Here is a 23,204-nt window from a genome sequence, read left to right on the forward strand (position 1 = left end):
CTGAGAATATGCAAACTTAGCTATGATCTTCATATAAGCACTACTTTTTCAGCAATCGCGACTTGTGGTAGCGGAAATTTAATTCTGCAATGTGTAGCACAGAAATACCCTGAGGACACTCTACCTCGCAAGCCTCTGTATTGGAACAATGGCCAAAACCTTCTTCATCCATTTTGTCAACCATAGCCAATACCCTTCCGGCACTTTCGATCTGGCCCTGAGGCAAAATTGCCAAATGTACTGCTTTTGCAGCGGTGAAAAGTGCAGCACTGGAGTTTTTACAGGTTGCTACGCATGCACCACAGCCAATACAGGCTGCTGCATCAAAGGCGGCCTCAGCCTGTTCATGCCCTATGGGTATGCTATTGGCCTCAGGAGCCTGACCGGTTGAAGCGGAGATATAACCTCCTGCCTTTATAATCCGGTCAAAACTACTCCGGTCTATTTTAAGGTCTTTGAGCACCCGAAATGCATTTGCCCTAAAGGGCTCAATGTAAACCGTATCTCCATCTTTAAAGCTACGCATGTGTAACTGGCAGGTAGTAGTATGCTTTAAAGGGCCATGTGCCCGTCCGTTGATCATCAGTCCGCACTGCCCACAAATACCTTCTCTGCAATCATGATCAAATTCGATAACGCGTTCGCCTTTTTGAATTAGCGTTTCATTGAGCATATCGAGCATTTCCAGAAAAGACATGTGCGTGGTCACTCCATCAAGCTGATAATTTACAAGACTTCCTTTCGCTTCGCTGTGCTCCTGGCGCCAGATTTTTAAGTTTAATTTCATAACCTTTCTATTTGTAGCTCCTTACCGATAAACTTACATTTTCAAACACCAGGGGTTCTTTATGCAAAAGATGTGGCTGATCTTTCCCTGTCCATTCCCAGACCGAAACATAGGCATAGTCCTGATCATCACGTAACGCTTCGCCTTCGGCAGTTTGAAATTCTTCCCTGAAATGTGCCCCGCAAGATTCTGCTCTTTGCAATGCATCTTCACACATCAGCTCGCCCAGCTCCAGATAATCTGCCACTCTTCCGGCCTTCTCCAGCTCGCTATTCAACCCTGCGTCTCCGGTTATTCTAAGTTCTTTTTTAAACAATTCACGAAGTTGCTGAATCTCTTTTATTGCTTCTTCCAAACCAGTTTTATTTCTGGATAGTCCGCATTTATCATAGAGCAACTTACCCAATGTTTTATGAAAATAATCGACCGAAAGGCTCCCTTTGCATTGCATAAAAAAGGCTAACTGCGCTTTTACTGCATTTTCAGCATCAGCAAATGCAGGATGTGAGGTATCGGGCTTACCAGTATTCAGCTCGCCTGCGAGGTAATTCGGTATGGTATAAGGAGCAATAAAATAACCATCTACACAAGCCTGAAGCAGGGAGTTTGCGCCCAGGCGGTTTGCGCCATGGTCTGAAAAATTAGCTTCTCCCAGTGCAAATAAACCGGGTATACTGGTCATCATCTCATAATCGATCCATAAACCACCCATGGTAAAATGAGCAGCGGGAGAGATTAACATGGGCTCATTGTAGGCATCTATGCCGTTAATTTTCTCATACATGGCAAAAAGATTGCCATATTTCTCTTTAATCTTTTCTTTTCCCTGCTCTGCTAATGCTTTGGAAAAATCGAGATATACTGCATTTTTCATTGGTCCGACACCAAATCCGGCATCAATACGTTCTTTCGCTGCCCTCGAGGAAATATCTCTGGGAGAAAGGTTACCAAATGCAGGATAGCGCCTCTCCAGATAATAATCCCGTTCTGCTTCCGGAATGGCTGCTGCTGCTCTTTTCTCATCCGGCAACAGTGGCACCCATATCCTGCCATCATTACGCAGCGATTCTGACATCAGGGTAAGCTTAGACTGATTCTCTCCGGATTGAGGCAGACAGGTAGGATGAAACTGGATCCAGCTTACTCCTGCCATTAAAGCTCCTTTTTTATGTGCCCTCCAGATTGCAGAAGCATTACACCCCATGGCCAGCGTAGAAAGGTAATAGATTTTCCCATATCCTCCGGTAGCCAAAACAACTGCATCGGCAGCATGCCTTTCGATTTCTCCCGTAACCAGATCGCGTGAAATTATCCCCTTTGCCTTACCGTCGATAAGCACCAGATCCAGCATCTCGTGCCGCGAATAGGTCTTTACTTTCCCCAGGTTTTCCTGCCTCATTAACGCCTGATAGGCACCCAGTAAAAGCTGCTGTCCGGTCTGTCCTCTGGCATAAAATGTTCTGGAAACCTGTACTCCACCAAAAGATCTGTTATTGAGATAGCCACCATACTCGCGGGCAAAGGGTACCCCCTGCGCCACCGCCTGGTCAATTAAGGCTGCTGAGCATTCGGCTAAACGGTAAACATTAGCCTCGCGCGATCGGAAATCCCCTCCTTTAATGGTATCGTAAAACATCCGGTAAACACTATCACCATCATTTTTATAGTTTTTAGCAGCATTCACCCCGCCCTGTGCTGCAACTGAATGTGCCCTTCGGGGTGTATCCTGAAAACAGAAAGATTTAATCTGATAACCCTGCTCGGCAAGTGCAGCCGCACATGAGGCGCCAGCCAGTCCTGTTCCAACCACAATAACCGTCATCTTTTTCCGGTTGGCGGGATTAACCAGTCTGGCCTTATTTTTAAAGTTCGACCACTTATCTTCGAGCGAACCTTCTGGAATTTTTGCGTCTAGTTTACTCATCTTAAGTCATTAAATAAATGTAAACGGGCATGGCCATAAATCCTGCGATGATTAACACGGTATAGCCCCAGCCAAACACTTTCATTATCCTTACATATTTTGGATGATATAGTCCCAATGTTCTGGCAGCACTGAAGAAACCGTGCAGCAAATGAAAGCCCAGTGCAAGCAGCCCTAACTCATATACCAAAACATACCAAAATTGCCGGTAGGTTGTGATAACGATCTGGTATAGGTCTTTCTGACCTTGACTATCGAGGGGCAACTCGCCGAATTTGTATTGATACCAAAAGTCTTTAAGGTGGATGATCAGGAAAAGCAAAATAATGGTTCCCAGTAATCCCATATTGCGGCTATACCATGGACTCACATTAGCTCTTCTGTCGTAGGCATAAGCTGCACCGTTTGCTTTTTTCTTTTTTAGCGTAAGTACAATCGCGTAAAAGACATGTGCCAGGATTGAAAAATAAAGCACATAAGAGATGAGCATGATCAATATGTTACCGGATAACAACCTGGAATACCAGTTAAACTGTTCTCTTGCCTGCTCAGCTGGTAAAAAAAGCTGTAGATTACCTAAAACATGGATGACCAGAAATACGCATAGAAAAAGTCCGGTAAGGGCCATCCATAATTTATATGCCTGTGTACTTCCTTTTAATCTTACCATAACCCTATTGCTTTCCACCAAAGCCCACCGATTACAAACCAGATGAGCAGGAAGAGTACACTAATAAAAAAACCTTGTTTCCACCAATCTTTCATATCCACATAGGTACTGCCGAAAAATATTGGTGCCGGACCATGGCCATAATGTGTAAGCGATCCCATAAGCGTGGCACAGGCTCCTAAAAAGATAGCCAGCATCGTGCCCGGAACACCAACTGCAATCCCGACCGCTAAAAATACGGAATACATTGCCGCTGCCTGGGCCGTAGCACTTGCAAATAGGTAATGGCAATAAGAATATACCAATATAATAATCGGGAAAGCCCATTGCCAGCTTAAACCCGACATTTCTTTACCAACCAACTGACCGAACCACCCGATAAATCCCAATGAATTGAGGTAAGATCCCATCATAACCAGGGAAGAAAACCAGACTATAGTATCCCAGGCACCTTTTTCTGATTTTACATCGTCCCAGCTCAGCACGCCGCAAAGCAACAATGTCGAAAGGCCAATCAAAGCTCCCGTAGTTGCATCCATGGCGAAGAGGTTACCAAATATCCACAATACCAGTAAAATAATAAAGGTGGCAACCATTAACCACTCCTGCCTGCTAACTGGTCCCATTTTCTTAAGTTCCTCCGCGGCTATTCCAGGTGCATCAGGTGTCTTTTTTAACTCCGGAGCATAAAATTTGTAAAGAAAAACAGGGGCTAATAAGAAACAGGCCAGTCCGGGAATTACTGCAGCCAAAAACCAGCTTCCCCAGGTAATGGTAATCCCTAAATCTTTGGCAAATTTCTGCGCCATGGGATTACTGGCCGTGGCTGTGAGAAATATAACCGAAGTAATCATATTGGCATTATAACTACTTAAGGTCAAAAATGCACCGATTTTACGATGCGTTTCGGCTTTCTCTGGAGAGGAGCCCATATTTACTGCAATAGATTTCATGATGGGATAAATTACCCCACCCGCCCTTGCAGTATTGCTGGGGATGGCCGGTGCGAGGATAAGATCGGCTGTATTGAGGCCATAGGCCAGCCCAAGAGAGCTTTTACCAAACATCCTGATAAAAATATAGGCCAATCTGGTCCCAAGCCCGGTTTTAATAAACCCTCTGGCGATAAAAAATGCCAATCCGATTAGCCAAATGGTTGAATTACCAAAGCCGCTAAGTGCATTTTTTATGGATAATACAGGGTCGCCGGGAGCTAATACCTGTGTAGCTGCACAAAGGGTAATCCCAATCATAGCCATAGAACCCATTGGCGCTGCCTTTAGAATGATGCCGACAATGGTTGCCGTAAATATAGCCAATAAATGCCATGCATTGGGTTTTACGCCTTCGGGAACAGGGATAAACCAGATCACCAGTCCAATAATGGCTGTAATGATCAGTGATTTGAGGTTAATGTCTTTCATGAATAAAAAAATTAAAAGCGGACTTGTAATTGCAGGTAATACAAACTACTGGTGTAAGTAGCTGTGAGGGGTAAATTACGATTGTAGAGATTAATGTTAACGCCGGTCTGTATCGCTGCATAAAAATCGTCGGCGAATACGAGCGAGATATTGGGAACAATATTTTGCCTCAGGTTTGGATCTAACTTGTAGTTAACATCCAGATATTCATACCTGGAAGATAATTCTATGCCTCTTAAACGAGGTAAATTAGGGTTATAGCGTAATATGGGGAATACATAAAAACCTTGCATTCTGACTGCTGAAAGTGAGGGGGCATTGTTGGTATAGGTATTAAAAAGGGCCAGATTTGTACCATTCTTATACTCTGCGCTTAAAGAAAACTGCCACCTACTCCCCACTTTATGTGTAGTGACCACATCTGCTCCCCAGGCATCGCCCTGACCTTTGCCCAGACTACCCACGGCTGCGTTTACGCCGATAATTAATTTTTTGGTCAATTCTGCCTCTACTCTTCCGTAAAAGTTTTTAGCTTCATCATTATCTGAAGGCTCGTTTCTGTTATTTCCATTGTACACGCCTAAATAATACCTGAGCGGAACTTTTGCGTTCGAAGTAATATCGCCAAGCAGCGACAAGCCAATCTGGAAACTTTGCCAGCCACTTGCCCCAAAAGCATAATATTGATTAGAGTAATCAAAAGTCCGGATCACATCAACCGGAAGCGCATCTTCTATCCCAAAAAAAGGCCTGAACTGCCCGGCTTGTATATTAAAATGCTTGTTCAGACTATATTTGACGTAAGCATTCTCCAATACTTTATTGGATGGATTGGAGTTAAACTCAGCGAAGTTGACCATAATATTGGCTGCGAAATGGTCGTTAACATTGCCTTTAATCTGCAATCTTGCACGCTTGAGCATAAAAGCATTTCTGTTTTTGCTTTCAGCAGTTTCGCTAAAATTTTTACCGTTAATATCTACCTTATCTGTAAGTGAGGCTAAAAAACGGGTTTGAAGTAAGCCTGCAAAGCCGATAGAACGTTTATATTTAGAATAATTGCTGATGGTATCTCTATCAATGCCTCCAATATCGGTTTGCTGGGCGCTGGCCAACATACGTGTAATTACCAAAATAAACAGGATAGTAGTTTTTCTATACATAGGAGCGTTTTAGGTTTTGTTGTGATTGCTGAGTAATTTAAACAACAGGAACACAGATTACATTTTGATAATAACCTTTCTAAGATACTTAAAATATTGTGCCATGACAATATTTTAGGTTATGGAATTCTTTTAATTACCAGCCAGGCACTAAATCCAAATTACGCTTTGGTCTGGCCATACTATAATTGAAATGTCTTCGTCCACCCCAGAGCAATCCAACTCCGAGTAAACCGATCATCAGGTGATGATCAACAGCACAATCCACGATGGAGGTGATCGTCACATTGGTTCCGGTAGTAGCTCCGTTCACTGTACAGCCACCACTATAAGGCGAGGTATAACTATAGGCCACCTCGCAAGCTGCATTACCTTGAGCGTAACTCACTTCAACTGAATAATGGCGTGAAGAGGAGGCATCAGTATGCAAATATTGGGTGAAGACCCGCTCTGCCCCATTGTAAAAGATCAGACAGCCATGCGGATAATCGCTGGTAGAAGCGCTTGCTTGCCAGCCTGGCAACAATAAAAAGATAAAAGGAATCAATTGGGGTAATTGGCGTAGCTTCATAAATATCAATTAAAAAAGGAACATGCATTATATTTCTCTCCTATCTTCATCCAAAAACGGAGATTAAACCAAAAAAACCAGCTAATAATTACTTTTGCCTGAGCAAAAATCAGAAAAAACACACAAAACTAAAAAATCTCTTCTTCCGATTAAATTTCACAAACTTTATACTATCAAAAATACACAACAACTTTAATTTCCCCACCTAAATAAGAAAATTTAATCAAAATTTAATAATTCCTCACGTTATAATCAAAAATAAATTAGCATTTTTCAAACACATAAGCCTTTTTACTCAGACAATATTTAATAAACTGCAAACAGATCATATTAAACTACCTAATAAACCATATAAACATAAAGTACAGGTAGTTTTTTTTTGAAAATTGACTGGTTAAATATCAATATGCTCCGGATCCCGGAGGCATTTGATAAGTATAAGACTTAGATGGAAATGATTAAGCACACAGTAGCTACCTGTCCTGATTTAATTACCTATCTTTTCGAAAATCAACTGCATGTTTTCGCTACTCAGGGCATCCATATCGACCAGTTTCAACGACTTGACCATTTTTAAGGTGCTGCTCTTGTATTTTTGAAAATGTATTGATCTGATATGTGAATCGTAGGCTTCTTTACTACTGTAAATTTCGACCAGTCTGAACACATTGGGCTTATCTTTTTGGTACATTGGAAAAATAGAAATTACCCCCGGTTCTGTTGTTATTGCTGTAAACGACTGTTCTTTTAGAATTGCCTTGTATTGTTCCAGGTATGCTGGCACTATTTCGATCTCAGCAATCCTGACCATCATATCGGACTGTATGAGAGGAAGTTCTGCTAGTCCGAGTGTTTTTCTGAAGTTATTTGCCTGTGCTTTTCCAGTGTGTTTTTCCAGGATAGCGGCAAGTTCGGCAAGCTGGGCATCGGTAATTCCGGTATTTCTGCCCATAGCGATGTGTGCTTTTAGTTGGGGTTCTACATCTTGCATGGCTGCCAGGGCAGAAATGGTAACCAGCTCCCGTTCGCTGAAACTGAGTACATCGCTACTGAAAATATCTGCAAAGAGGTGTTCCTTTAGAAAGAGATCGGCACGGGGTGCAAATTCCCCAAATCCGGGAGCCGGCTTTTGCTGTGGCGTTTTGGTCAGCTCTTCCAGGACTTTTCTCCCCTGTTCATATTTATCAATATTATTGTTTTCTGTTACTACCGGTTTACCTTGTTTATCCTGAATGCCTTTTGCTAACCTTGTATCCAATACGCGTTTGAAAGTGTTCAGCGCATTCAGGCTGCGTGGAAATCCGCAGTAGGCATAAAGTTGTACCATGGCCTCCTTGATTGGATTAATCTCCAACCCGGCATTTAAGCCAGCTTCCAACGCTATTTCCAGTGCCTGCTGATCTCCCTTGGCGGTAAGGATAGCTATGATAGCCATGGCCTGCTGCGATTTGTTTAAGGTATGCTGAGTTTTATTATTTTCCTGTGCTTTCATGGTATTGATGTATATAGCGAACAAAAAGAGTAGGATCATGCCTTTAAAGTTGAATCTGCTCATGAGATTTGTTTTTAATGTGATTGTGATGTAGTACTACGTATGCCCTGTGCTGTTTATTGAAACAGTATTTTTGAATCGGAAACAGGGCTTTTTTTAGTAAAACAAAGTTCGACATTCTAGGTGTTGGTTTAATTATACAGAATACCGATTTACCTACCTTTTTTACGTTTTTGCCTTTGGTAGGCAATATTAGCATGAAAGGTTTTTAATTTTGTTTAGAAAAATAATGGTTCATGGCAGCAGTGAAAAAGATCGACACGGTTAAAAGCTATAATGAGGAAATGGGGGCTGAAACCCGGCATCCACTGGTAAATGTGGTTAATTTTGATGAGATAGCTACTTATACGCAGTTCAGCAGGCAAATGGGTCTGTATTGTATTTTCCTGAAAAATGTAAAGTGTGGGGATATGCGCTATGGTTGTCAGCCATACGACTACGAAGGGGGAACACTAGTATTTATTGCCCCCGGCCAGGTTTACGGAATTGATGATGGCGGCAGTAAAATCAAACCTTCGGGTATGGCCCTGGTTTTTCATCCCGATTTAATTGCCGGAACCGGACTAGCAAAAAAGATAAGGGAGTATACTTTCTTCTCCTATGCGGTAAATGAAGCCCTTCACCTTTCAGAAAGTGAGCGCTCAACAGTTGTGGATTGCCTGAATAAAATAACAGAAGAAATCAAGCTCATCTCAGACAGACATAGCAAAACCCTGATCGTTTCCAATATAGAGCTTTTATTAAATTACTGCCTGCGTTTCTACCACAGGCAGTTTATCACCAGGACCCATGTGACCGGTAATATATTGTCAAGGTTTGAAAACCTTTTAGATGATTATTTCAGTTCAGGGAAATCACAGCAGCTCGGGCTTCCTGGCGTAAGCTATTTTGCTGAGCAGCTCCATTTATCTCCAAACTATTTTGGTGACCTGATTAAAAAAGAAACAGGCAATAAAGCCACCGACTTTATACAACGCAAACTTATTGAAGAGGTTAAAGCCAGGATATGCATTCCTGATAGCTCGATCAGTGAAACCGCCATGGAACTAGGATTTAAGTATCCACAGCACCTAACCCGCTTATTCAAACAAAAAGTTGGATTAACGCCAGATGCATTTAGGCGACTCAATTAAACAAGTTTTCATGTTTCCACAGCAAAATTTGTCTGGTCCTAAAACTTCAACCCGCATCGTCTTGTCTGCTTTCATTTCTTTTTAGCAGCCCCGGATAAAACTTTTTCCAAAAATGCATGTTTAAATGCCAATAGTTCCTATCCAGGAGATTTAACCACCTTCATAACGCTAAGATTGGAAAAAATAATCAACAAGACCACAGCCGGTAAACTTAGCCACCGCATTTTGCTCATTTTTGCACTGGCCATACTGCTTGCAGCCGAAGGTTTTTTCGGCTACAGTTTGCATCAGTTGTCAGAAAGGCAGGAACAAATTAAACACGATTATTCGAGGGTAAACAACATTACTTATGGGCTGTTTTCTGTACAACAATGGAAAGATAAGGTTGCAGCTATTGTTCACCATCAGGTTTCCGGGCTTAAAATAACCCGCAAGCAAAAAAAAGTGCTTCAGGGCGAAGTTGAACAGGTACTCCTTGCACTTATTGATAAGGCCGAAGCCCTGGTAAACAAACCCAAAAAAACCATCAGTGGTAAGATTCAGAAGTTCGCCATTAAAAACTTTGTGAATTCGGATAGTATCCGTGCGCAGGTTCCCTCCTTTGCCCGAAAAATTATCGCCGAAATCGATAATCCGAAAAACAAAAAGCAACTTGGACGTATGGCTTTGGGCGAATTTAATGAAATAGCCAAAGAAGAAAGCCAGGATACCGCATTTGTTGCCAACAATGCGATAATGAAAAAAATTTACAACAGTTATGGTGTATCCTCTAATGCGCAGCTGAACCAAAAGCTCAGTAGTTCATTAATCAGCATCAGGAAACAAACCTATGCCTACTGTTTTGGCATGTTAAGCTGCGTTATTGTGGTGCTTGCATTTTGGTGGCTGCTACGCAGGCGCACAGATTTACATTCAACACTTTTCATCATGTCGTTGCTTTTTGCATTCATCCTGCTGGGCGTAGGCCTTACCGCATCGATGATCGAAGTTGACGCCAGGATCCGCTCTCTGGACTTTGTTTTACTCGGAGAGCATGTGGTATTTAACGATCAGGTACTCTTTTTCCAGAGCAAGAGTATTATGGATGTAGTTCGCGTGCTCATTAGCCAATCGGCAATAGATTCGGTTCTGGTGGGTGTATTGATCCTGGCTTTCAGTATCCTTTTCCCTGTTGTAAAACTAACTTCAACCGGTGTGCACCTGCTGGGCGGAAAACGTTGGGCAGAAAACAGGATAATCAGGTATTTTGCTTTTCAGTCTGGAAAATGGAGCATGGCAGATGTAATCGTTATTGCAATTTTAATGGCATACATTGGGCTTAACGGGCTTCTTGAAAACCAGTTGCGGGCATTGAATATCAACAACGATTCGCTTACGATACTGACCACCAATAACACAGCCCTGCAACCAGGCTACATTATTTTTATCTGTTTTGTACTTTATGGGTTGATCCTTTCTACAATCCTTAAATCTATTACTCCGCACGATGTGCATTAAATCTGTAAATTAATGAGCAAATTGCAAAAAGATACTATCAATACTAACCATACAGCATCCGGGGCATCCAGATCAGCTTCATTTTTGCTGATTGCGATGCTTTCACTTCTCCTGGTTACAGCTGCATATTGTGGCTATCGGTTCAGGGCACTTGCCTACGAGCAGAAGCATATTAAAGAAGATTACAGTCTTTCAAACAACATTACCTTTGGTATATTTTCGGTAGACCGCTGGGGCGATAAAATATCGGCGGTGGTCGACAGACGGGTAAAGGGCTTTAAGCTGACCAAAAACCAGAAAGCGGATATGCAAAAAGAGGTTGAAAAACAGCTGCATGGTATGGTAAACAAAGCTGTTGCAGAAGTTACAAAGCCTCAGAAAGGGCTTGGTGCAAAACTCAAAAAACTCGCTTTCAATACTTTTGTTGATGTAAAAGAGATACATGCATTGGTTCCTTCCTTTTCCCGCACCATTGTTACCAAAGTAACCAGCCCAGCGAGCCTGAAAAAATTAAAATCTGTAGCAACAGGGAAACTCGATGAGCTGGAAGCGCAAACTTACGACCGGAGCGATCAAACCATCTCTTCGGTTGAGCATAGCATATATCAAAAATACAAAGTCAATAATTCAGCCGCCTTTGATAAGGTTATCAATGCTAAACTTAGTTACATTAAAGATTTAAGCTACAGGTATGCGATTGGCATGACCGCCTGCATTGCCATTGCCCTGTTGCTCTGGTTATGGCTGCGCAAACGGGTAAACCTCGAAGTTCCGCTTTTTATTATTTCATTGCTTTTTGCCTTTACGCTACTTGCAGTGGGTGTATCATCCCCTATTATTGAGGTCGATGCCAGAATTCAAACCTTAGAGTTTGCACTACTTGGCGAAAAACTTGTTTTCTCTAATCAGGTGCTCTTTTTTCAAAGCCAGAGCATACTCGGAGTAATCGGCACGCTGGTAGAACAACCTAAACCCGATGCAATATTGGTGGGGGTATTGCTGATGCTCTTCGTGGTGATACTCCCCTTGCTGCGCCTGATCGCACGGGGCTTACAGGTATCTTGCAGCGAATTACTGGGTAATTCGAAATTCGTCCGTTTTCTGGCTTTTGATTTAGGCAAATGGGATATGGCAGATGTGATGGTTGTCGGGATAGCCATGACCTATATAGGCCTTAATGGCATTCTAAAAAGTCAGCTTTCAGGACTTAATATCACCAGCGATACGCTAAAAGTGATTACGGCGAACAATTCGGCGCTGCAGCTTGGCTTCTTTATTTTTGTTGCCTATGTAGCTTATAATATCATTTTGTCAGCTATACTTAAGCGCATAGACGAGCAAAATGGGCCCTGTTAAAGTTTTTTTGAACAGTAAATACCTGACAGCGATTCAATATCGTAGAGTTCAATAAATTACCTTTTCATTAATTGACTACGTACTCTTAAAGGTGGTACTAAAAAACTAAACAATTAAGGTGTGAATCTTGTTGATTTATATCTTTGCACACCATGAATCCTGCGGACCACACACTTTTTGACCAATTTAGTGATAGCATGCTGATTGCTGCACTCCAGACTTCGAGCGATGCAACCGCCATTTATATCAATGAAGATCTGCTGATCAGATTTGCTAATGATGCAATGCTTTCCATTTGGGGAAAAGATAAAACGATTATCGGTAAAACCCTTGCCGCAGCACTTCCCGAACTTGAAGGGCAGCCATTTATTGCTATTTTACAGCGTGTATGGCATACCGGGCTAACCTATTCCGTATCTGATACTCCGGCCTCACTTGTGGTTGATGGTATCCTGCAGGAATTTTATTTCGATTTTGAGTACAGGGCAATTCAGGATCAGTCCGGACGCACCCTCTGCATTATTCATACCACCAAAGATGTTACCCAAAGAAGGGCGCATCTTTTAAGGATTGCAGAAAAAGAAGCAGAAGAACAGGCCCTTAATGAGGAGATGGCCGCCACTATGGAAGAGCTGACCTCTACCAATGAAGAACTTAACCGCTCTTTTGTTGATCTTGCTGACAGCAGGGAAAAACTGCGCACGCTCATTGCGCAGGCACCTGTAGGTATTTGCGTTTTGCAGGGCCCTGAGCATATCATCGATATCGCTAATGAACAAATTCTGAAAATCTGGGGACGCACTGAACAGGATGTTATAGGAAAAATCCACGAGCTTGCACGTCCTGAACTGGCAGGTCAGCCCATGCTTGCATGGCTGGAAAAGGTTTTCCAGACTGGCGAGCCCCGGATAAACAGGGAGCTGAGGGTTAACCTGTACACACCGAATGGTACACGCGAGGCAGTAGTTAATTCGATGTATCAGCCCATCCGGTCTTCGCGCGGAGAAATTACCGGCATACTTTGCATCCTGGAAGAGATTACCGAACAAATGGCAGCACGTGCTGCCCACGATAAAAATCAACAGATGCTCAAGATGGCGATTGAGGCCGGAGAGCTGGCTACATTTTACTATGAGTCTGCCACCAATACGTTTTCAGGTAATGCCTTATTAAAAGCCTGGTTCGGCCTTTCAGAAGACGAGCAAATTGACCTCTCTAATGCCCTTGATGTAATTGTATCAGAAGACCGCGAACGTGTGATTAAGGCCATATCTGCCGCACTTAATGGAGAGCAGGATGGCCATTATGAAATCGAATATCAGGTACAAACTCCGGGGCAACAGGCAAGGACTTTACAGGCGCTTGGAAAAGTATTTTATGATCTGGCCGGTAATCCTACAAGTCTGAACGGAACATTACGCGATGTTACCGAGCAGAAAAAAGACGAACAACGTAAGGATGATTTTATCGGCATGGTGAGCCACGAGATGAAAACGCCTGTTACTTCGCTGAAAGCTTACCTGCAGCTGATTAAACGAAACGCTATTCAGAACGACGATGTATGGCTGGGATCTACCAGTGATAAAGCCCTTAAACAAATTGGCTACATGACTTCAATGATTAATGGATTTCTGAACGTATCCAGGCTGGAATCAGGAAAAATGGCCATCGATTATAGTCATTTTGATGCTCAGGAGCTTTTTTCGGAACTGGAAAACGAACTGTCGGCCAATATACATACCCATAGGCTTTCATTTATTGAAGGAGGCGCTTTGCCTGTTTATGGTGATCGCGAGAAACTTGCTCAGGTAATTAAAAATTTGGTTGGTAATGCAGCAAAATATTCGCCGGTGGGTTCTACCATCACAGTAGGCTACAAACGTTCAGCAAAAGATGAGTTGGTTATGTGGGTCGAAGATCAGGGAATGGGCATAGCTGAAGAAGACCAGCCCCATATTTTCGAACGTTACTACCGGGTTAAAAACACCAACATGGGATCTATTGCCGGTTTTGGGATTGGCCTTTACCTCTGTAAAGAAATTATTGACAGGCACTCGGGATCAATTGAGGTTGAAAGCGAACCGGAAAAAGGATCTCGTTTTAAAGTTACCTTGCCCATTAATACTCAACCGATGAGCTAAATTGAGGTCAAAACCTATCCAAAAGATATATTTCAATTTACGGTAAACAAAATGTTACATCCTATGTTAACTAGCAAGATGTAAACAGAATGGACAAAGGTTGCTATCGGAAACTTTGCTGTTTTAAGGAACAAGACTGTAAAATAACTGAGGTGAAAACAATAACTCAACTGCCAGTTTAAAACAGTATTTGAGAGACTTACATTTTACTTGAATTGATAATTGAAACCACTTATTTAGCAATTTTAAATACGTTTATCCCATGAAAAAAGAATACCCATTTTATATCAAGTCATCTGTTATATTACTTGGACTGGTCATCCTGGTGTTTATCCTGAGCGTGCTCAGAGATATCCTGGTGCCACTGGCTTTTTCTGTGCTGATTGCGATTTTGCTCAACCCTCTGGAAGTTCGTTTGGAACGAAAGTTACCCAAAATCGTAGCAATTATAATTTCGATGCTCATTGCCTTACTGGTCCTTGCCGGTATAGCTTATTTTTTATCCTCGCAGATTTCGCACTTTTTTGATAACATCGATGCGATGAAGCAAAAGTTTACTGAACTACTCAGTAATGGCCAATCCTGGCTCGAAAAAACTTTTGGCATTGCCACTCAAAAGCAAACCGAAATGATAAACGAGGCAGCAAATAATAGTAAAGCAGTAATCGGACAGACTTTAAGTGGCGCAATAGGCGTATTGAGCGTCGTTTTCCTGATTCCGGTCTATACGTTCCTGATCATGCTTTATAAAACTTTGATATTAAATTTCCTATACGAGGTATTCTCTACTGAAAATCAGCATAAAGTAGGAGAAATCCTGACTGAAACAAAATCGGCCATTCAAAGTTATATTGTGGGTTTATTAATCGAGACTGGTATTGTTGCAGTTATGAATTCCTGTGCATTATTGATTCTAGGTGTACCCAATGCCATTTTGATTGGTGTAATTGGGGCCATACTCAATCTGTTACCGTACATTGGTGGAATCATTGCCATCGCGCTGCCGGTATTAATGGCTACTGTTACTTTCGATGGTTTTACCACCCAGTTACTTATTATTGGCGCTTACGCCCTGATTCAGTTTATTGACAATAATTTACTTGTGCCAAAAATTGTATCTTCAAAGGTTCAGATTAATGCGCTGATTTCGATTGTAATCGTTCTACTGGGAGCAGCATTATGGGGTATTCCGGGAATGTTTCTTTCCATTCCATTTGTAGCGGTACTGAAGATTATTTTTGACCGTGTGGAAGGACTTAAACCATGGGGCAAGCTTTTAGGTGATAATATACCTACTGAACACCTCGGACAGCTTAAAAGATTAACCAGGCGAAGAAAGACTGCTGTATCCAAAACTACCGGATAAAAGTAATTGTTGCACCGCAATTAATTTTTGCCAATTCACTTAATGGCAAAACTAATCCAGAACCGGTTTAACTTGTCTTAAGATCGATAAACCGGTTCATTGTCTTGTACACTTTTTGCAAAATCCATCCAATTTTCAAATCCAAGGTAACGAACTAAAATACCCAGTACTTTTTGAGAAGGCGATTCATTAACAACCAGTACGCCAAACAATCTCTTAATTGTACTTTCACTTAAGTACTCATCTGTTGAATAAAATATGTCAATCGATATTTTTCTGCAAAAATGATGTTCTGATGGATCAGTACGAGACTTGCTTAAAATAGCCTTCCTCAACGCGTGAATGTAAGAGCAATCAAACATATCCTAAATATTTGAAACAAATGTAAACCAATATACACCTGTTCGACTATATAAAAGATGTATCCTGTTATAAATCACATTAACGTGACATAAATAGATTCGATTGTGGAATATCATTAAGTTTAAGATAGTTTATTCAATATCAGGTAAGGGTGTTTTCTGTTTTGAAAAGCACCCTAAAACTAATTTTATCGTAAACCCCGCATTTGCAAATAAAACCTTATTTAAATTTCAGGTTTAATGACACAATGTTTGAGGCCAGGCCCGTTGAACGTGAGTAATGACCGTAACGGATTTCAAGCATGTTGAGTCGTTGCCAGCCCAGTACGCCTTTTGGTGGGGATAGACGGATGCCAATCCCATAGAAATCACTGTTCAGGGTTGAAAGGTCATAGTCGCTGGTAAAGTACTGTGCTGAGGGATCGTGCTGACCATAGGCTGCGAAATACCGGGTACCGGTTTGGTTGTTGTAGCGGTAAAACGGACTGATGGAAAAGAAGGAATTCACCTTTACCGGGATTTCGAGTTCTGCCGTGTGCGCCCTTATTCCCCAGTTGTCCATGTAGTAGCGGTAAAAGCTCCGGATCACAAAACGGTCTCCCAGAAAATAGTTCATCCTTAAAGCTATCGGTAATTTATAGCGTTTATCAGGTAAAGTTTCTGCACGCAAAGAACCGTCGGTAAAATAATCCCGCTGGTATTTGGTAGCCAGTAAGCCGTGCTGATAAGATGGCTCAATGATCAGTGCTGCCTGGAAGTTCTTGTTGATGACCTGGGATAGCGAAAAGGAGGTACTAAATGAGTTTCTCGGTGCGGTATCATATTGCTCACCCCCTCTGCCAGTGTTTCCCGTTCGCAGCTCAACAGGCAAAATTACCGTCCACTGGTCCAGGAAGGCCTGCAGCTTGAAATCAAACTGGGTATTTTTATCTTTTGACAGGCGGGTAAGGTTAAAAGCCGCCCCCAGGGATTGGTAGTCAAACTCAGTGGAGTATGATCCTGTAAAACCAAATGAATTACCTGTTTGCTCATTAGAATGCGTCCAGTTCAGCGATGGGTAAATCCGCGTATCGGCAGAGGATGCAGACGAAATGGTACTTGGATCAATTTTATCCGAAGAGGCAGAAGTGTAGTGATCTATGCCCAGTTCGAACAAAAAGGTGTTCTTTTTCCCATGCTTGTTGAACCTGGACATTTGCAGGTCAATGGTGTTGGCAAAGTCGCTTAGTTTTTCGGTACCAATGCCACCGGTTACAGCTGAATTGTTCCCGTTTTGATTGTAGTAGGCTGAAACCAGGTTGACTTCATCGATCTTCAATTTTCGGGATTGATAGCTGCTGCTATCAGATTTTGCGGCTATGGGACTGGTTTGTGCGTAGGCGCCAAACATGCCCAGGTACATAAAAAGTACATGGAAATATATCTTTTTCATCTTGTTCTTTTCTTTTTAATTACAGCCGCAACCGCCACCGCTTTTCCCTCCGTTGGCTCCGGAAGCACCCTCGCGGTATAACTGAAAGCTTTGTTCAAACTTTTGGGATTTCCGTGCGGAGAGGATCATATCCGAATCGTTGATTTTGTTTTTCTGGTAGGGCTTTACGCTGCTGCAAGCGCTCATTGCGATTGAACACACTGCCGCAAGGGCCAGTGAAAGGTAAAATGTCTGGGAAATTTTCATAACTATATCACATTAATATTATCTGAGGTAAAAAGCCTGTCATCATCGTCGATAACGATACAGGCCACTTGTTTAATTTGATTGATGAGCTCAAGGCCAACCTGCGCGCCCATAACCACAACCGGGGTCGCCAAGGCATCTGCCAGCTCGGCGCTGGGGCAGATAATGCTCACGCTTTTTACCCCGCTTACCGGAAGTCCGGTTTTAGGGTCGATGGTGTGTGAGTACCGTTTGCCTCCGATAGTGGCGAATTTTTCGTAATTGCCACTGGTAGCAATGGCCATATTGCTGATTTGTAGTGCAGAAAATGGCTGATTGGTTTGGCTGGGGTCGGCAATACCTACAGTCCAGGGTTTTCCATTTGGCTGGACGCCCCAGGTAATGAGATCACCGGCAGCGTTTACAATACCGCTTGCGATACCCTGTTGCTGCATCACCTGTTTCGCACGGTCAGCAGCGTAGCCTTTTCCGATGCCCCCAAAACCGATGCGCATGCCCTTGTTTTTGAGCAAAACAGTCGATGCTTGCTCATCCAGTTCCACATTGCGGTAATCGATTAATGCTACCGATGCCAGGGCTGTTGCTTTGTCAGGCAGGCTGGTCATTTGCTGATCAAAGTTCCAAAGGCGTTTATCGATAGAGCCATAACTGATATCAAAGGCCCCATCGGTGATTTCGGAGATTTTTTGTGCCCGCTGGATAAGTGCGATGACTTCCTGATCTACACGTATGGGTGCCGTGCCAGCTGCACGGTTAATCTGACAGGTTTGGCTGCTTTCATCGAAGGTGGTGAGGAGGCGCTCAATACGGCTTACCTCAGCTATAGCAGCATCGATGGCCTCATTGCCTTCATTTTCATCCCCGGCAACGGCGGTGAATTCAAAGCGGTTCCCCATCAGTTTCAATACGCGGTTTACACTCAGTTGAGAAGTCATATGAGCTATTTTTTTAACCGGTCAATTTCAGCAACAAATGCTTCGGGGCTTTCATCAGGAAAACCATCCCAGGCTTTCAGCACCTTACCGTTTTCATCTACAAGGACGGTGTAAGGAAATTTGCCCTCTTTATTATAGCGCTCGGCGAGTGCTTCGTTGAGCTTTACCTGCGCTTTTGAAAGCTGGTTTTTCTGCTGTCTTGGAAAATCCGCGCGTACCAGCAGCAAATTATTTGAAGCGTAGCCTTCAAAATTTTCGGATTCGAGGATTTCTTTGCGCAAACGGATACAAGGCCCACACCAGTCAGAACCTGAGAAATTGATCAATATTTGTTTATGATTAGCTTTGGCCAGCTCCTGTGCCTGGGAAAAATCGCCCATCCAGTTGAGCGAGGTGGCGAACAGCCCAAAAAGGGCAATAAATAGTAGTTTCATAATTTAGGAATAAACTCTTAATGAAGTACCTGTTAATTGGGTATTATATACACTGAGGGAACGGGTTGCAGGCCCGTTGGTTACCGCGCCACTTTCAGCAAAAGTTGCACCATGGTTGGGGCAATAAAACCTGCTGTTTGCTGACTGGTAGCTAAGGGTATAGCTTTCATGTGTGCAAGATCGCTGCACAGCGATGTAATTCCCTGTCTTTGTCCTGGCCACAATTACGCCATTGGCCATAAGCGAACCTCCGTTGTTAAGTAGTGCCGCATTGCTTGCAAGGGTCAAATCCAGCGTAAAATCTACACCTGTAGGGCCTGTGGTATCTGCACTGACCTGGTTATCTTTCTTGCAGCCAATACAGTTAATCAGCGCAAAGGCAGCTGCACTCATGCCCATACTGTTTAGAAACTCCTTTCTGTCCATATTTCTTTTTATAGTTAAAATAAACAGCGTGTTACACGATTGGCCAGATGTTCCGATAGATGGTCATTTAGTATCGATGAATCTGGAAAAATTTTGTAAAATTCTATCTATAAAAGCTTCCTGGTTTCCGGTTCCGGGATTTGGGCTAATTGCATCATTAAACGCTTCCCTTTTGTAACAAAACTATTGATAAAGTCTGAAGAAATTCTGAAGTTTTGTGGCCTTAAAATGTTAAATAATGTCAAAAAAAGTAAAGCAATACGCATTTTAAATTTCCAGCTCCAAGGTGAAATCTTTGGGCTTAGCTAACCAGCCTGGCGATCAGGAACGCGGCGCAGGCGGCAATGACCCCGATAATGGTGACCTTAAAGGCTCCTTTTATTGGCGGCTGACCGGTTACTTTACTTTTGAAAAAACCAAAAATGAAAAGGCAGATTGTAGTCAGGATCGCCGAAACCGTAAGTCCATCTACAGGCCTTGATGTAAAAAAATAAGCAGAAAGTGGCAGCATCCCTCCCACGCAATAAGATAATCCAATAGTCAATGCACTGTTCCTTGCCCGGTTGATATCAGGTTTTTCAAGGCCTAACTCAAACTTCATCATAAACTCCACCCAATGATCTTTATTTTTACTGAGCTGCGAAACGATGAGATCTTGCGCCTGCTGATCGAGCCCATAGGCAGAAAAAATTTCTTTGACTTCATCCCGCTCTTTATCCGGCATAGTCTCAATTTCAAGGTATTCTCTTTTGAGCTCACTTTCATAGTGTTCCTGTTCGGTTTTTCCGGCCAGATAACCACCTAGTCCCATGGCAATGCAACCTGCAATAATCTCGGCTATGCCAGCGGTAATGATAACCTTGTTACTGCTCACTGCTGCGCTAAGGCCCGCAGCGAGGGCAAAGGGCACGGTTAATCCGTCACTCATGCCTATCACGATATCGGAGATAAAAGCAGAACTTTTCAGATGCTGCTCGGTGTGTAGTTTTTCCATTTCTTTTTTTTAAAATTCAGGCGATATCCAAGTCAATCTCCCACTTTAAAGATTATCAGATTTTCCAGGAAATCTCAGGGGAAACAAACTTTAGCGCTCTCCACCATTAATCATATCTGAGACAATACCTTTATCTTCTTTTTGCTCTGCAAGCAGTACCCCTGCAATGTGCAGAATGATAAAAATGATGATCAGGTACATGCAAAAACCATGAAACTCTTTAATACTGTGGTTTAAGCTTTCAGAAAAACCTGTCTGGTCTTCGAAAGCCAGCAGCAAGCCACTGACTACCATTATTATAAGCAAGAGATAGAAAATAACGTATAAGCCCTTTACAATAAGCTCATGCCTGGCCTGCTCCCGCTGCTTTTTCAAAGCTTTATAACTTTGGAAAGCGCTTTTAAGCTTGGTCAGCAGGCGCAATTGTGGGGGAAGAAAAAATTCAGCAGCAAGCCTGAACAGGAAAAGTGCGCTTAAAGCATACCCAAAGTAGATATGAAATCCCCATACCTGATCCTCCATTCCATGTATAACTGCGCCTGCCTGATGGTCGGTAACCGTAGCGCCTGCAGCAGATAACTGCGAACGGACAAAACTGCGCTGCTGGCGATCAAAGAGCAGTGCATTAACCAGCACTGTTGCCAGTGAGCCGCTAATCACTAGTAGGTTCAACCAGTGCCATAACCTAACAGTGCCTGGATATTTTTTTGACTTATGTGACGTTTGGCGAGTTAAAAAACTGGATTTCATACGTTCAAGGTTTAAAGGTGATAGTAAAAGTGTGCAGGCCCTTGAGGTAAGCATAACTCAAAGCGTAATGCTGGCGGATGCAGATCTGTTTTAAAATGGCCAGTCCCAGCCCTGTTCCTTCCGAGGTACTGTCTTTATAAAACCGGTCGAAGATCCTGCCTGGATCAAGGGCCGGGTTATGTCCGGTATTGCGGAAAATGATCTGCTGAGCATCCAGGTCGATTTCTATGCGTCCATTTTCATAATTGTGCCTGATCACATTACTGAAAAGGTTATTAATCAAAATCTCAATGAGTTGGCGATTGGCGTGTATCACCACCGGCGAAAGTGCCGTTTGAATGGTTATGTTGCGCTCCTGCATGAGTTCCTGAAAGTATAATACTTTCTCTTTTACCAATGCTTCAAGGTCAATCTGATGCTGGTCCTGCAAGAGGTTATGATCAATTTTAACCAGTAGCAGCAGAGATTGGTTTAACCGGGTTAATTTGGAAGTTGCCCGATAAAGTTCTGCAAGCATCTCCCCTTCACGGGTATCCAGGTTATTGGATTGCAGCATATTATCCAGTCTGGAATTGATTATTGCGAGTGGGGTCATCATTTCATGTGAAGCGTTTTCTGTAAAAAGTTTGATTTCTTCATAATCAGATTTGATTTTCCCCGATAAATCTACCAGGACCTGATTGAGCTGGCGAAACTCTGCTACAGGCATTTCAACCGGCTGGTAAGGTTTTTCCTGGTTGATATTGAAGTCGGTAATATTTTGGAGTAGCTGGCTAAATGGGTTCCAGATTTTTCTAAGCAGCAAACGATTAACCAACAGTACAACCAGCAGCAACAGGCAAACCGGCAAAAGGATAATCAGGCAGATATTTTTGATCTGCTCCTGTTTTTCCATTTTAGATGCGATTACCAGAATCTGGTAAGCTTTGCTATTGAGGTTCATTTCCGTGCGCAAAAAACGTGCGTTTTCACGATGGTGTTTGACTGGATTATAAAACAAGGTATCGCCGTAGACAGCGTAAGACCGGGTAGCTTTTATGGGATGATATTCTACGATCAGGTCTTCAAATTCATGCGGCGAATAAAACTTTCCACCGGTAGAATATTCCTTAACTTCTGTTACCTCTTCTACCAGATCATGGTCAAGCTGGCGGTTAAGGTAAAAAATGAGCATTTGGTAGAAAAGGATCCCGATCAGGATGAGTCCTGTGAAACTGATCAAAATCAGTATACGGTTATATCTGGAGAAAAGTTTCATTCGTTGATGAATTTATAACCTACACCATAAACGCTTTGAAAATAGTCGCCACTTCCGGCATCTGTGAGTTTTTTTCTGATATTGCGGATATGGGTGTAGATAAAGTCGAAGCTATCTGCCATATCTGCATCATCGCCCCATATGTGTTCTACAGCTGCAGATTTGGATATCACTTTGCCTTTATTGGCAATAAAATATAGCAGCAGGTCAAATTCTTTTCGGGTCATATGAACAAGCTGCCCATTTACTTTCACTTCCTTTGCATCCAGGTCTATGGTAATCTCCCGGAAAACGATCTGACGTTCCCCGTGCGCACTTTTTCTTCTGATTATAGCCAGTATCCTTGCATTAAGTTCAGAAAGGTGAAAGGGTTTGGTCAGGTAATCATCGGCACCCAATCCCAACCCGATGAGCTTATCATCGAGTGAGTTTCTGGCCGAGATGATAATCACGCCCTCAGCCCTGTTTGTTCTTTTCAGATAGCTTAATAACTGAAGTCCTTCGCCATCGCCCAGGCCAAGATCTAAAAGAATACAGTCATAATGGTACAAATCTAGTTTTTCCAGTGCTTGCGTGTAAGATATTGCCCCGCTGCAGTTATTACCCAAGCCACTCAGGTATTCGCTGATGCTACTTTGCAGACTAGCCTCATCCTCAACGATTAAAATCTTCATAATAATCAAATATCAATTAAGATATTGAAGACATTTTGAAGTTTTATAAAAAATTACGGTAATTATCTTAGAAATTAAATATTAAATAACCCTGGCGAAGATTTTGTTA

The 23,204-nt window shown here is 42.6% G+C and carries 22 protein-coding genes; 5 read left to right on the forward strand and 17 right to left on the reverse strand.

The features are described from left to right. Positions 1 to 40: 40 nt before the first annotated feature. From OC25_RS03375 to OC25_RS26680, 7 genes are all read right to left on the reverse strand, one after another. Entirely contained in the window at positions 41 to 787 is a 747-nt protein-coding gene (locus OC25_RS03375; protein WP_039471785.1) for a succinate dehydrogenase/fumarate reductase iron-sulfur subunit, read from the reverse strand. A 7-nt stretch (positions 788 to 794) separates the two neighbouring features. Then, complete coding sequence (locus OC25_RS03380; RefSeq protein WP_039471787.1) at positions 795 to 2,711, reverse strand: fumarate reductase/succinate dehydrogenase flavoprotein subunit; 1,917 nt, start codon at positions 2,709 to 2,711, stop codon at positions 795 to 797. A 1-nt stretch (position 2,712) separates the two neighbouring features. Then, positions 2,713 to 3,381 carry a succinate dehydrogenase cytochrome b subunit gene (locus OC25_RS03385; RefSeq protein WP_039471789.1) on the reverse strand — a complete coding sequence of 223 codons (669 nt, stop codon included), beginning with the start codon at positions 3,379 to 3,381 and terminating at the stop codon, positions 2,713 to 2,715. Continuing rightward, positions 3,375 to 4,805: an anion permease gene (locus OC25_RS03390; protein ID WP_039471791.1), complete on the reverse strand. Its 1,431-nt coding sequence runs from the start codon at positions 4,803 to 4,805 to the stop codon at positions 3,375 to 3,377. Before OC25_RS03390 ends, OC25_RS03385 begins: the two co-directional genes overlap by 7 nt. An 11-nt stretch (positions 4,806 to 4,816) precedes the next feature. Next, positions 4,817 to 5,968 (reverse strand): porin, encoded by a 1,152-nt coding sequence (locus OC25_RS03395; protein ID WP_039471793.1) that lies wholly within the window; start codon positions 5,966 to 5,968, stop codon positions 4,817 to 4,819. A 136-nt stretch (positions 5,969 to 6,104) separates the two neighbouring features. Then, positions 6,105 to 6,539 carry a hypothetical protein gene (locus OC25_RS03400; RefSeq protein ID WP_039471795.1) on the reverse strand — a complete coding sequence of 145 codons (435 nt, stop codon included), beginning with the start codon at positions 6,537 to 6,539 and terminating at the stop codon, positions 6,105 to 6,107. Positions 6,540 to 7,026: 487 nt separating this feature from the next. After that, positions 7,027 to 8,094: a carboxymuconolactone decarboxylase family protein gene (locus tag OC25_RS26680; RefSeq protein WP_082018500.1), complete on the reverse strand. Its 1,068-nt coding sequence runs from the start codon at positions 8,092 to 8,094 to the stop codon at positions 7,027 to 7,029. A gap of 233 nt (positions 8,095 to 8,327) precedes the next feature. Between OC25_RS26680 and OC25_RS03415 the strand changes: the two genes are divergently transcribed. From OC25_RS03415 to OC25_RS03435, 5 genes are all read left to right on the forward strand, one after another. After that, positions 8,328 to 9,224, forward strand: coding sequence for a helix-turn-helix domain-containing protein (locus tag OC25_RS03415; protein WP_039471800.1), 897 nt, complete (start codon positions 8,328 to 8,330; stop codon positions 9,222 to 9,224). Between the two features lie 174 nt (positions 9,225 to 9,398). Then, on the forward strand, positions 9,399 to 10,721 hold the full coding sequence (locus tag OC25_RS03420) for a paraquat-inducible protein A (RefSeq protein ID WP_052265928.1): 1,323 nt from the start codon (positions 9,399 to 9,401) through the stop codon (positions 10,719 to 10,721). Between the two features lie 12 nt (positions 10,722 to 10,733). Next, positions 10,734 to 12,077, forward strand: coding sequence for a paraquat-inducible protein A (locus OC25_RS03425; RefSeq protein ID WP_052265929.1), 1,344 nt, complete (start codon positions 10,734 to 10,736; stop codon positions 12,075 to 12,077). Positions 12,078 to 12,229: 152 nt separating this feature from the next. Then, the gene (locus tag OC25_RS26685) at positions 12,230 to 14,218 is read left to right on the forward strand and encodes a PAS domain-containing sensor histidine kinase (RefSeq protein WP_052265930.1); all 1,989 of its coding nucleotides are present in this window, start codon (positions 12,230 to 12,232) and stop codon (positions 14,216 to 14,218) included. Between the two features lie 262 nt (positions 14,219 to 14,480). Beyond that, positions 14,481 to 15,584 (forward strand): AI-2E family transporter, encoded by a 1,104-nt coding sequence (locus tag OC25_RS03435; RefSeq protein ID WP_039471802.1) that lies wholly within the window; start codon positions 14,481 to 14,483, stop codon positions 15,582 to 15,584. 77 nt (positions 15,585 to 15,661) lie between these two features. On the opposite strand, the gene OC25_RS03440 is transcribed toward OC25_RS03435, so the two are convergent. From OC25_RS03440 to OC25_RS03485, 10 genes are all read right to left on the reverse strand, one after another. Beyond that, positions 15,662 to 15,946, reverse strand: a complete 285-nt coding sequence (locus OC25_RS03440; RefSeq protein ID WP_039471804.1) for a hypothetical protein — start codon at positions 15,944 to 15,946, stop codon at positions 15,662 to 15,664. A 220-nt stretch (positions 15,947 to 16,166) separates the two neighbouring features. After that, positions 16,167 to 17,378, reverse strand: coding sequence for a DUF3570 domain-containing protein (locus OC25_RS03445; RefSeq protein WP_039471806.1), 1,212 nt, complete (start codon positions 17,376 to 17,378; stop codon positions 16,167 to 16,169). Between the two features lie 15 nt (positions 17,379 to 17,393). Continuing rightward, entirely contained in the window at positions 17,394 to 17,624 is a 231-nt protein-coding gene (locus OC25_RS03450) for a DUF4266 domain-containing protein (protein ID WP_039471809.1), read from the reverse strand. Between the two features lie 2 nt (positions 17,625 to 17,626). Continuing rightward, on the reverse strand, positions 17,627 to 18,559 hold the full coding sequence (locus OC25_RS03455; RefSeq protein WP_039471811.1) for an FAD:protein FMN transferase: 933 nt from the start codon (positions 18,557 to 18,559) through the stop codon (positions 17,627 to 17,629). 5 nt (positions 18,560 to 18,564) lie between these two features. Next, a complete protein-coding gene (locus tag OC25_RS03460) occupies positions 18,565 to 18,993 on the reverse strand; it encodes a thioredoxin family protein (RefSeq protein WP_039471813.1) in 429 nt (142 codons plus the stop codon). 3 nt (positions 18,994 to 18,996) lie between these two features. Continuing rightward, entirely contained in the window at positions 18,997 to 19,419 is a 423-nt protein-coding gene (locus OC25_RS03465; protein WP_039471815.1) for a QcrA and Rieske domain-containing protein, read from the reverse strand. 301 nt (positions 19,420 to 19,720) lie between these two features. Next, complete coding sequence (locus OC25_RS03470; RefSeq protein ID WP_039471817.1) at positions 19,721 to 20,413, reverse strand: VIT1/CCC1 transporter family protein; 693 nt, start codon at positions 20,411 to 20,413, stop codon at positions 19,721 to 19,723. Positions 20,414 to 20,503: 90 nt separating this feature from the next. Continuing rightward, positions 20,504 to 21,163 carry a cytochrome b/b6 domain-containing protein gene (locus OC25_RS03475; protein WP_039471819.1) on the reverse strand — a complete coding sequence of 220 codons (660 nt, stop codon included), beginning with the start codon at positions 21,161 to 21,163 and terminating at the stop codon, positions 20,504 to 20,506. A gap of 4 nt (positions 21,164 to 21,167) precedes the next feature. Beyond that, complete coding sequence (locus OC25_RS03480) at positions 21,168 to 22,421, reverse strand: sensor histidine kinase (protein WP_209435560.1); 1,254 nt, start codon at positions 22,419 to 22,421, stop codon at positions 21,168 to 21,170. Then, on the reverse strand, positions 22,418 to 23,095 hold the full coding sequence (locus tag OC25_RS03485) for a response regulator transcription factor (protein WP_039471821.1): 678 nt from the start codon (positions 23,093 to 23,095) through the stop codon (positions 22,418 to 22,420). The genes OC25_RS03480 and OC25_RS03485 overlap by 4 nt, the downstream gene beginning before the upstream one ends. Between the last annotated feature and the right edge of the window lie 109 nt (positions 23,096 to 23,204).

The organism is Pedobacter kyungheensis, assembly GCF_000812965.1.
Taxonomy (GTDB): domain Bacteria; phylum Bacteroidota; class Bacteroidia; order Sphingobacteriales; family Sphingobacteriaceae; genus Pedobacter; species Pedobacter kyungheensis.

What these genes read in the sequence shown, in the direction of transcription:
- OC25_RS26680 (WP_082018500.1), bottom strand. Translation starts at nt 8,094, where the DNA reads ATGAGCAGATTCAACTTTAAAGGCATGATCCTACTCTTTTTGTTCGCT.
- OC25_RS03400 (WP_039471795.1), bottom strand. Translation starts at nt 6,539, where the DNA reads ATGAAGCTACGCCAATTACCCCAATTGATTCCTTTTATCTTTTTATTG.
- OC25_RS03465 (WP_039471815.1), bottom strand. Translation starts at nt 19,419, where the DNA reads ATGGACAGAAAGGAGTTTCTAAACAGTATGGGCATGAGTGCAGCTGCC.
- OC25_RS03480 (WP_209435560.1), bottom strand. Translation starts at nt 22,421, where the DNA reads ATGAAACTTTTCTCCAGATATAACCGTATACTGATTTTGATCAGTTTC.
- OC25_RS03375 (WP_039471785.1), bottom strand. Translation starts at nt 787, where the DNA reads ATGAAATTAAACTTAAAAATCTGGCGCCAGGAGCACAGCGAAGCGAAA.
- OC25_RS03435 (WP_039471802.1), top strand. Translation starts at nt 14,481, where the DNA reads ATGAAAAAAGAATACCCATTTTATATCAAGTCATCTGTTATATTACTT.
- OC25_RS03395 (WP_039471793.1), bottom strand. Translation starts at nt 5,968, where the DNA reads ATGTATAGAAAAACTACTATCCTGTTTATTTTGGTAATTACACGTATG.
- OC25_RS03470 (WP_039471817.1), bottom strand. Translation starts at nt 20,413, where the DNA reads ATGGAAAAACTACACACCGAGCAGCATCTGAAAAGTTCTGCTTTTATC.
- OC25_RS03445 (WP_039471806.1), bottom strand. Translation starts at nt 17,378, where the DNA reads ATGAAAAAGATATATTTCCATGTACTTTTTATGTACCTGGGCATGTTT.
- OC25_RS03450 (WP_039471809.1), bottom strand. Translation starts at nt 17,624, where the DNA reads ATGAAAATTTCCCAGACATTTTACCTTTCACTGGCCCTTGCGGCAGTG.
- OC25_RS03425 (WP_052265929.1), top strand. Translation starts at nt 10,734, where the DNA reads ATGAGCAAATTGCAAAAAGATACTATCAATACTAACCATACAGCATCC.
- OC25_RS03380 (WP_039471787.1), bottom strand. Translation starts at nt 2,711, where the DNA reads ATGAGTAAACTAGACGCAAAAATTCCAGAAGGTTCGCTCGAAGATAAG.
- OC25_RS03475 (WP_039471819.1), bottom strand. Translation starts at nt 21,163, where the DNA reads ATGAAATCCAGTTTTTTAACTCGCCAAACGTCACATAAGTCAAAAAAA.
- OC25_RS03415 (WP_039471800.1), top strand. Translation starts at nt 8,328, where the DNA reads ATGGCAGCAGTGAAAAAGATCGACACGGTTAAAAGCTATAATGAGGAA.
- OC25_RS03485 (WP_039471821.1), bottom strand. Translation starts at nt 23,095, where the DNA reads ATGAAGATTTTAATCGTTGAGGATGAGGCTAGTCTGCAAAGTAGCATC.
- OC25_RS03440 (WP_039471804.1), bottom strand. Translation starts at nt 15,946, where the DNA reads ATGTTTGATTGCTCTTACATTCACGCGTTGAGGAAGGCTATTTTAAGC.
- OC25_RS03460 (WP_039471813.1), bottom strand. Translation starts at nt 18,993, where the DNA reads ATGAAACTACTATTTATTGCCCTTTTTGGGCTGTTCGCCACCTCGCTC.
- OC25_RS03455 (WP_039471811.1), bottom strand. Translation starts at nt 18,559, where the DNA reads ATGACTTCTCAACTGAGTGTAAACCGCGTATTGAAACTGATGGGGAAC.
- OC25_RS26685 (WP_052265930.1), top strand. Translation starts at nt 12,230, where the DNA reads ATGAATCCTGCGGACCACACACTTTTTGACCAATTTAGTGATAGCATG.
- OC25_RS03385 (WP_039471789.1), bottom strand. Translation starts at nt 3,381, where the DNA reads ATGGTAAGATTAAAAGGAAGTACACAGGCATATAAATTATGGATGGCC.
- OC25_RS03390 (WP_039471791.1), bottom strand. Translation starts at nt 4,805, where the DNA reads ATGAAAGACATTAACCTCAAATCACTGATCATTACAGCCATTATTGGA.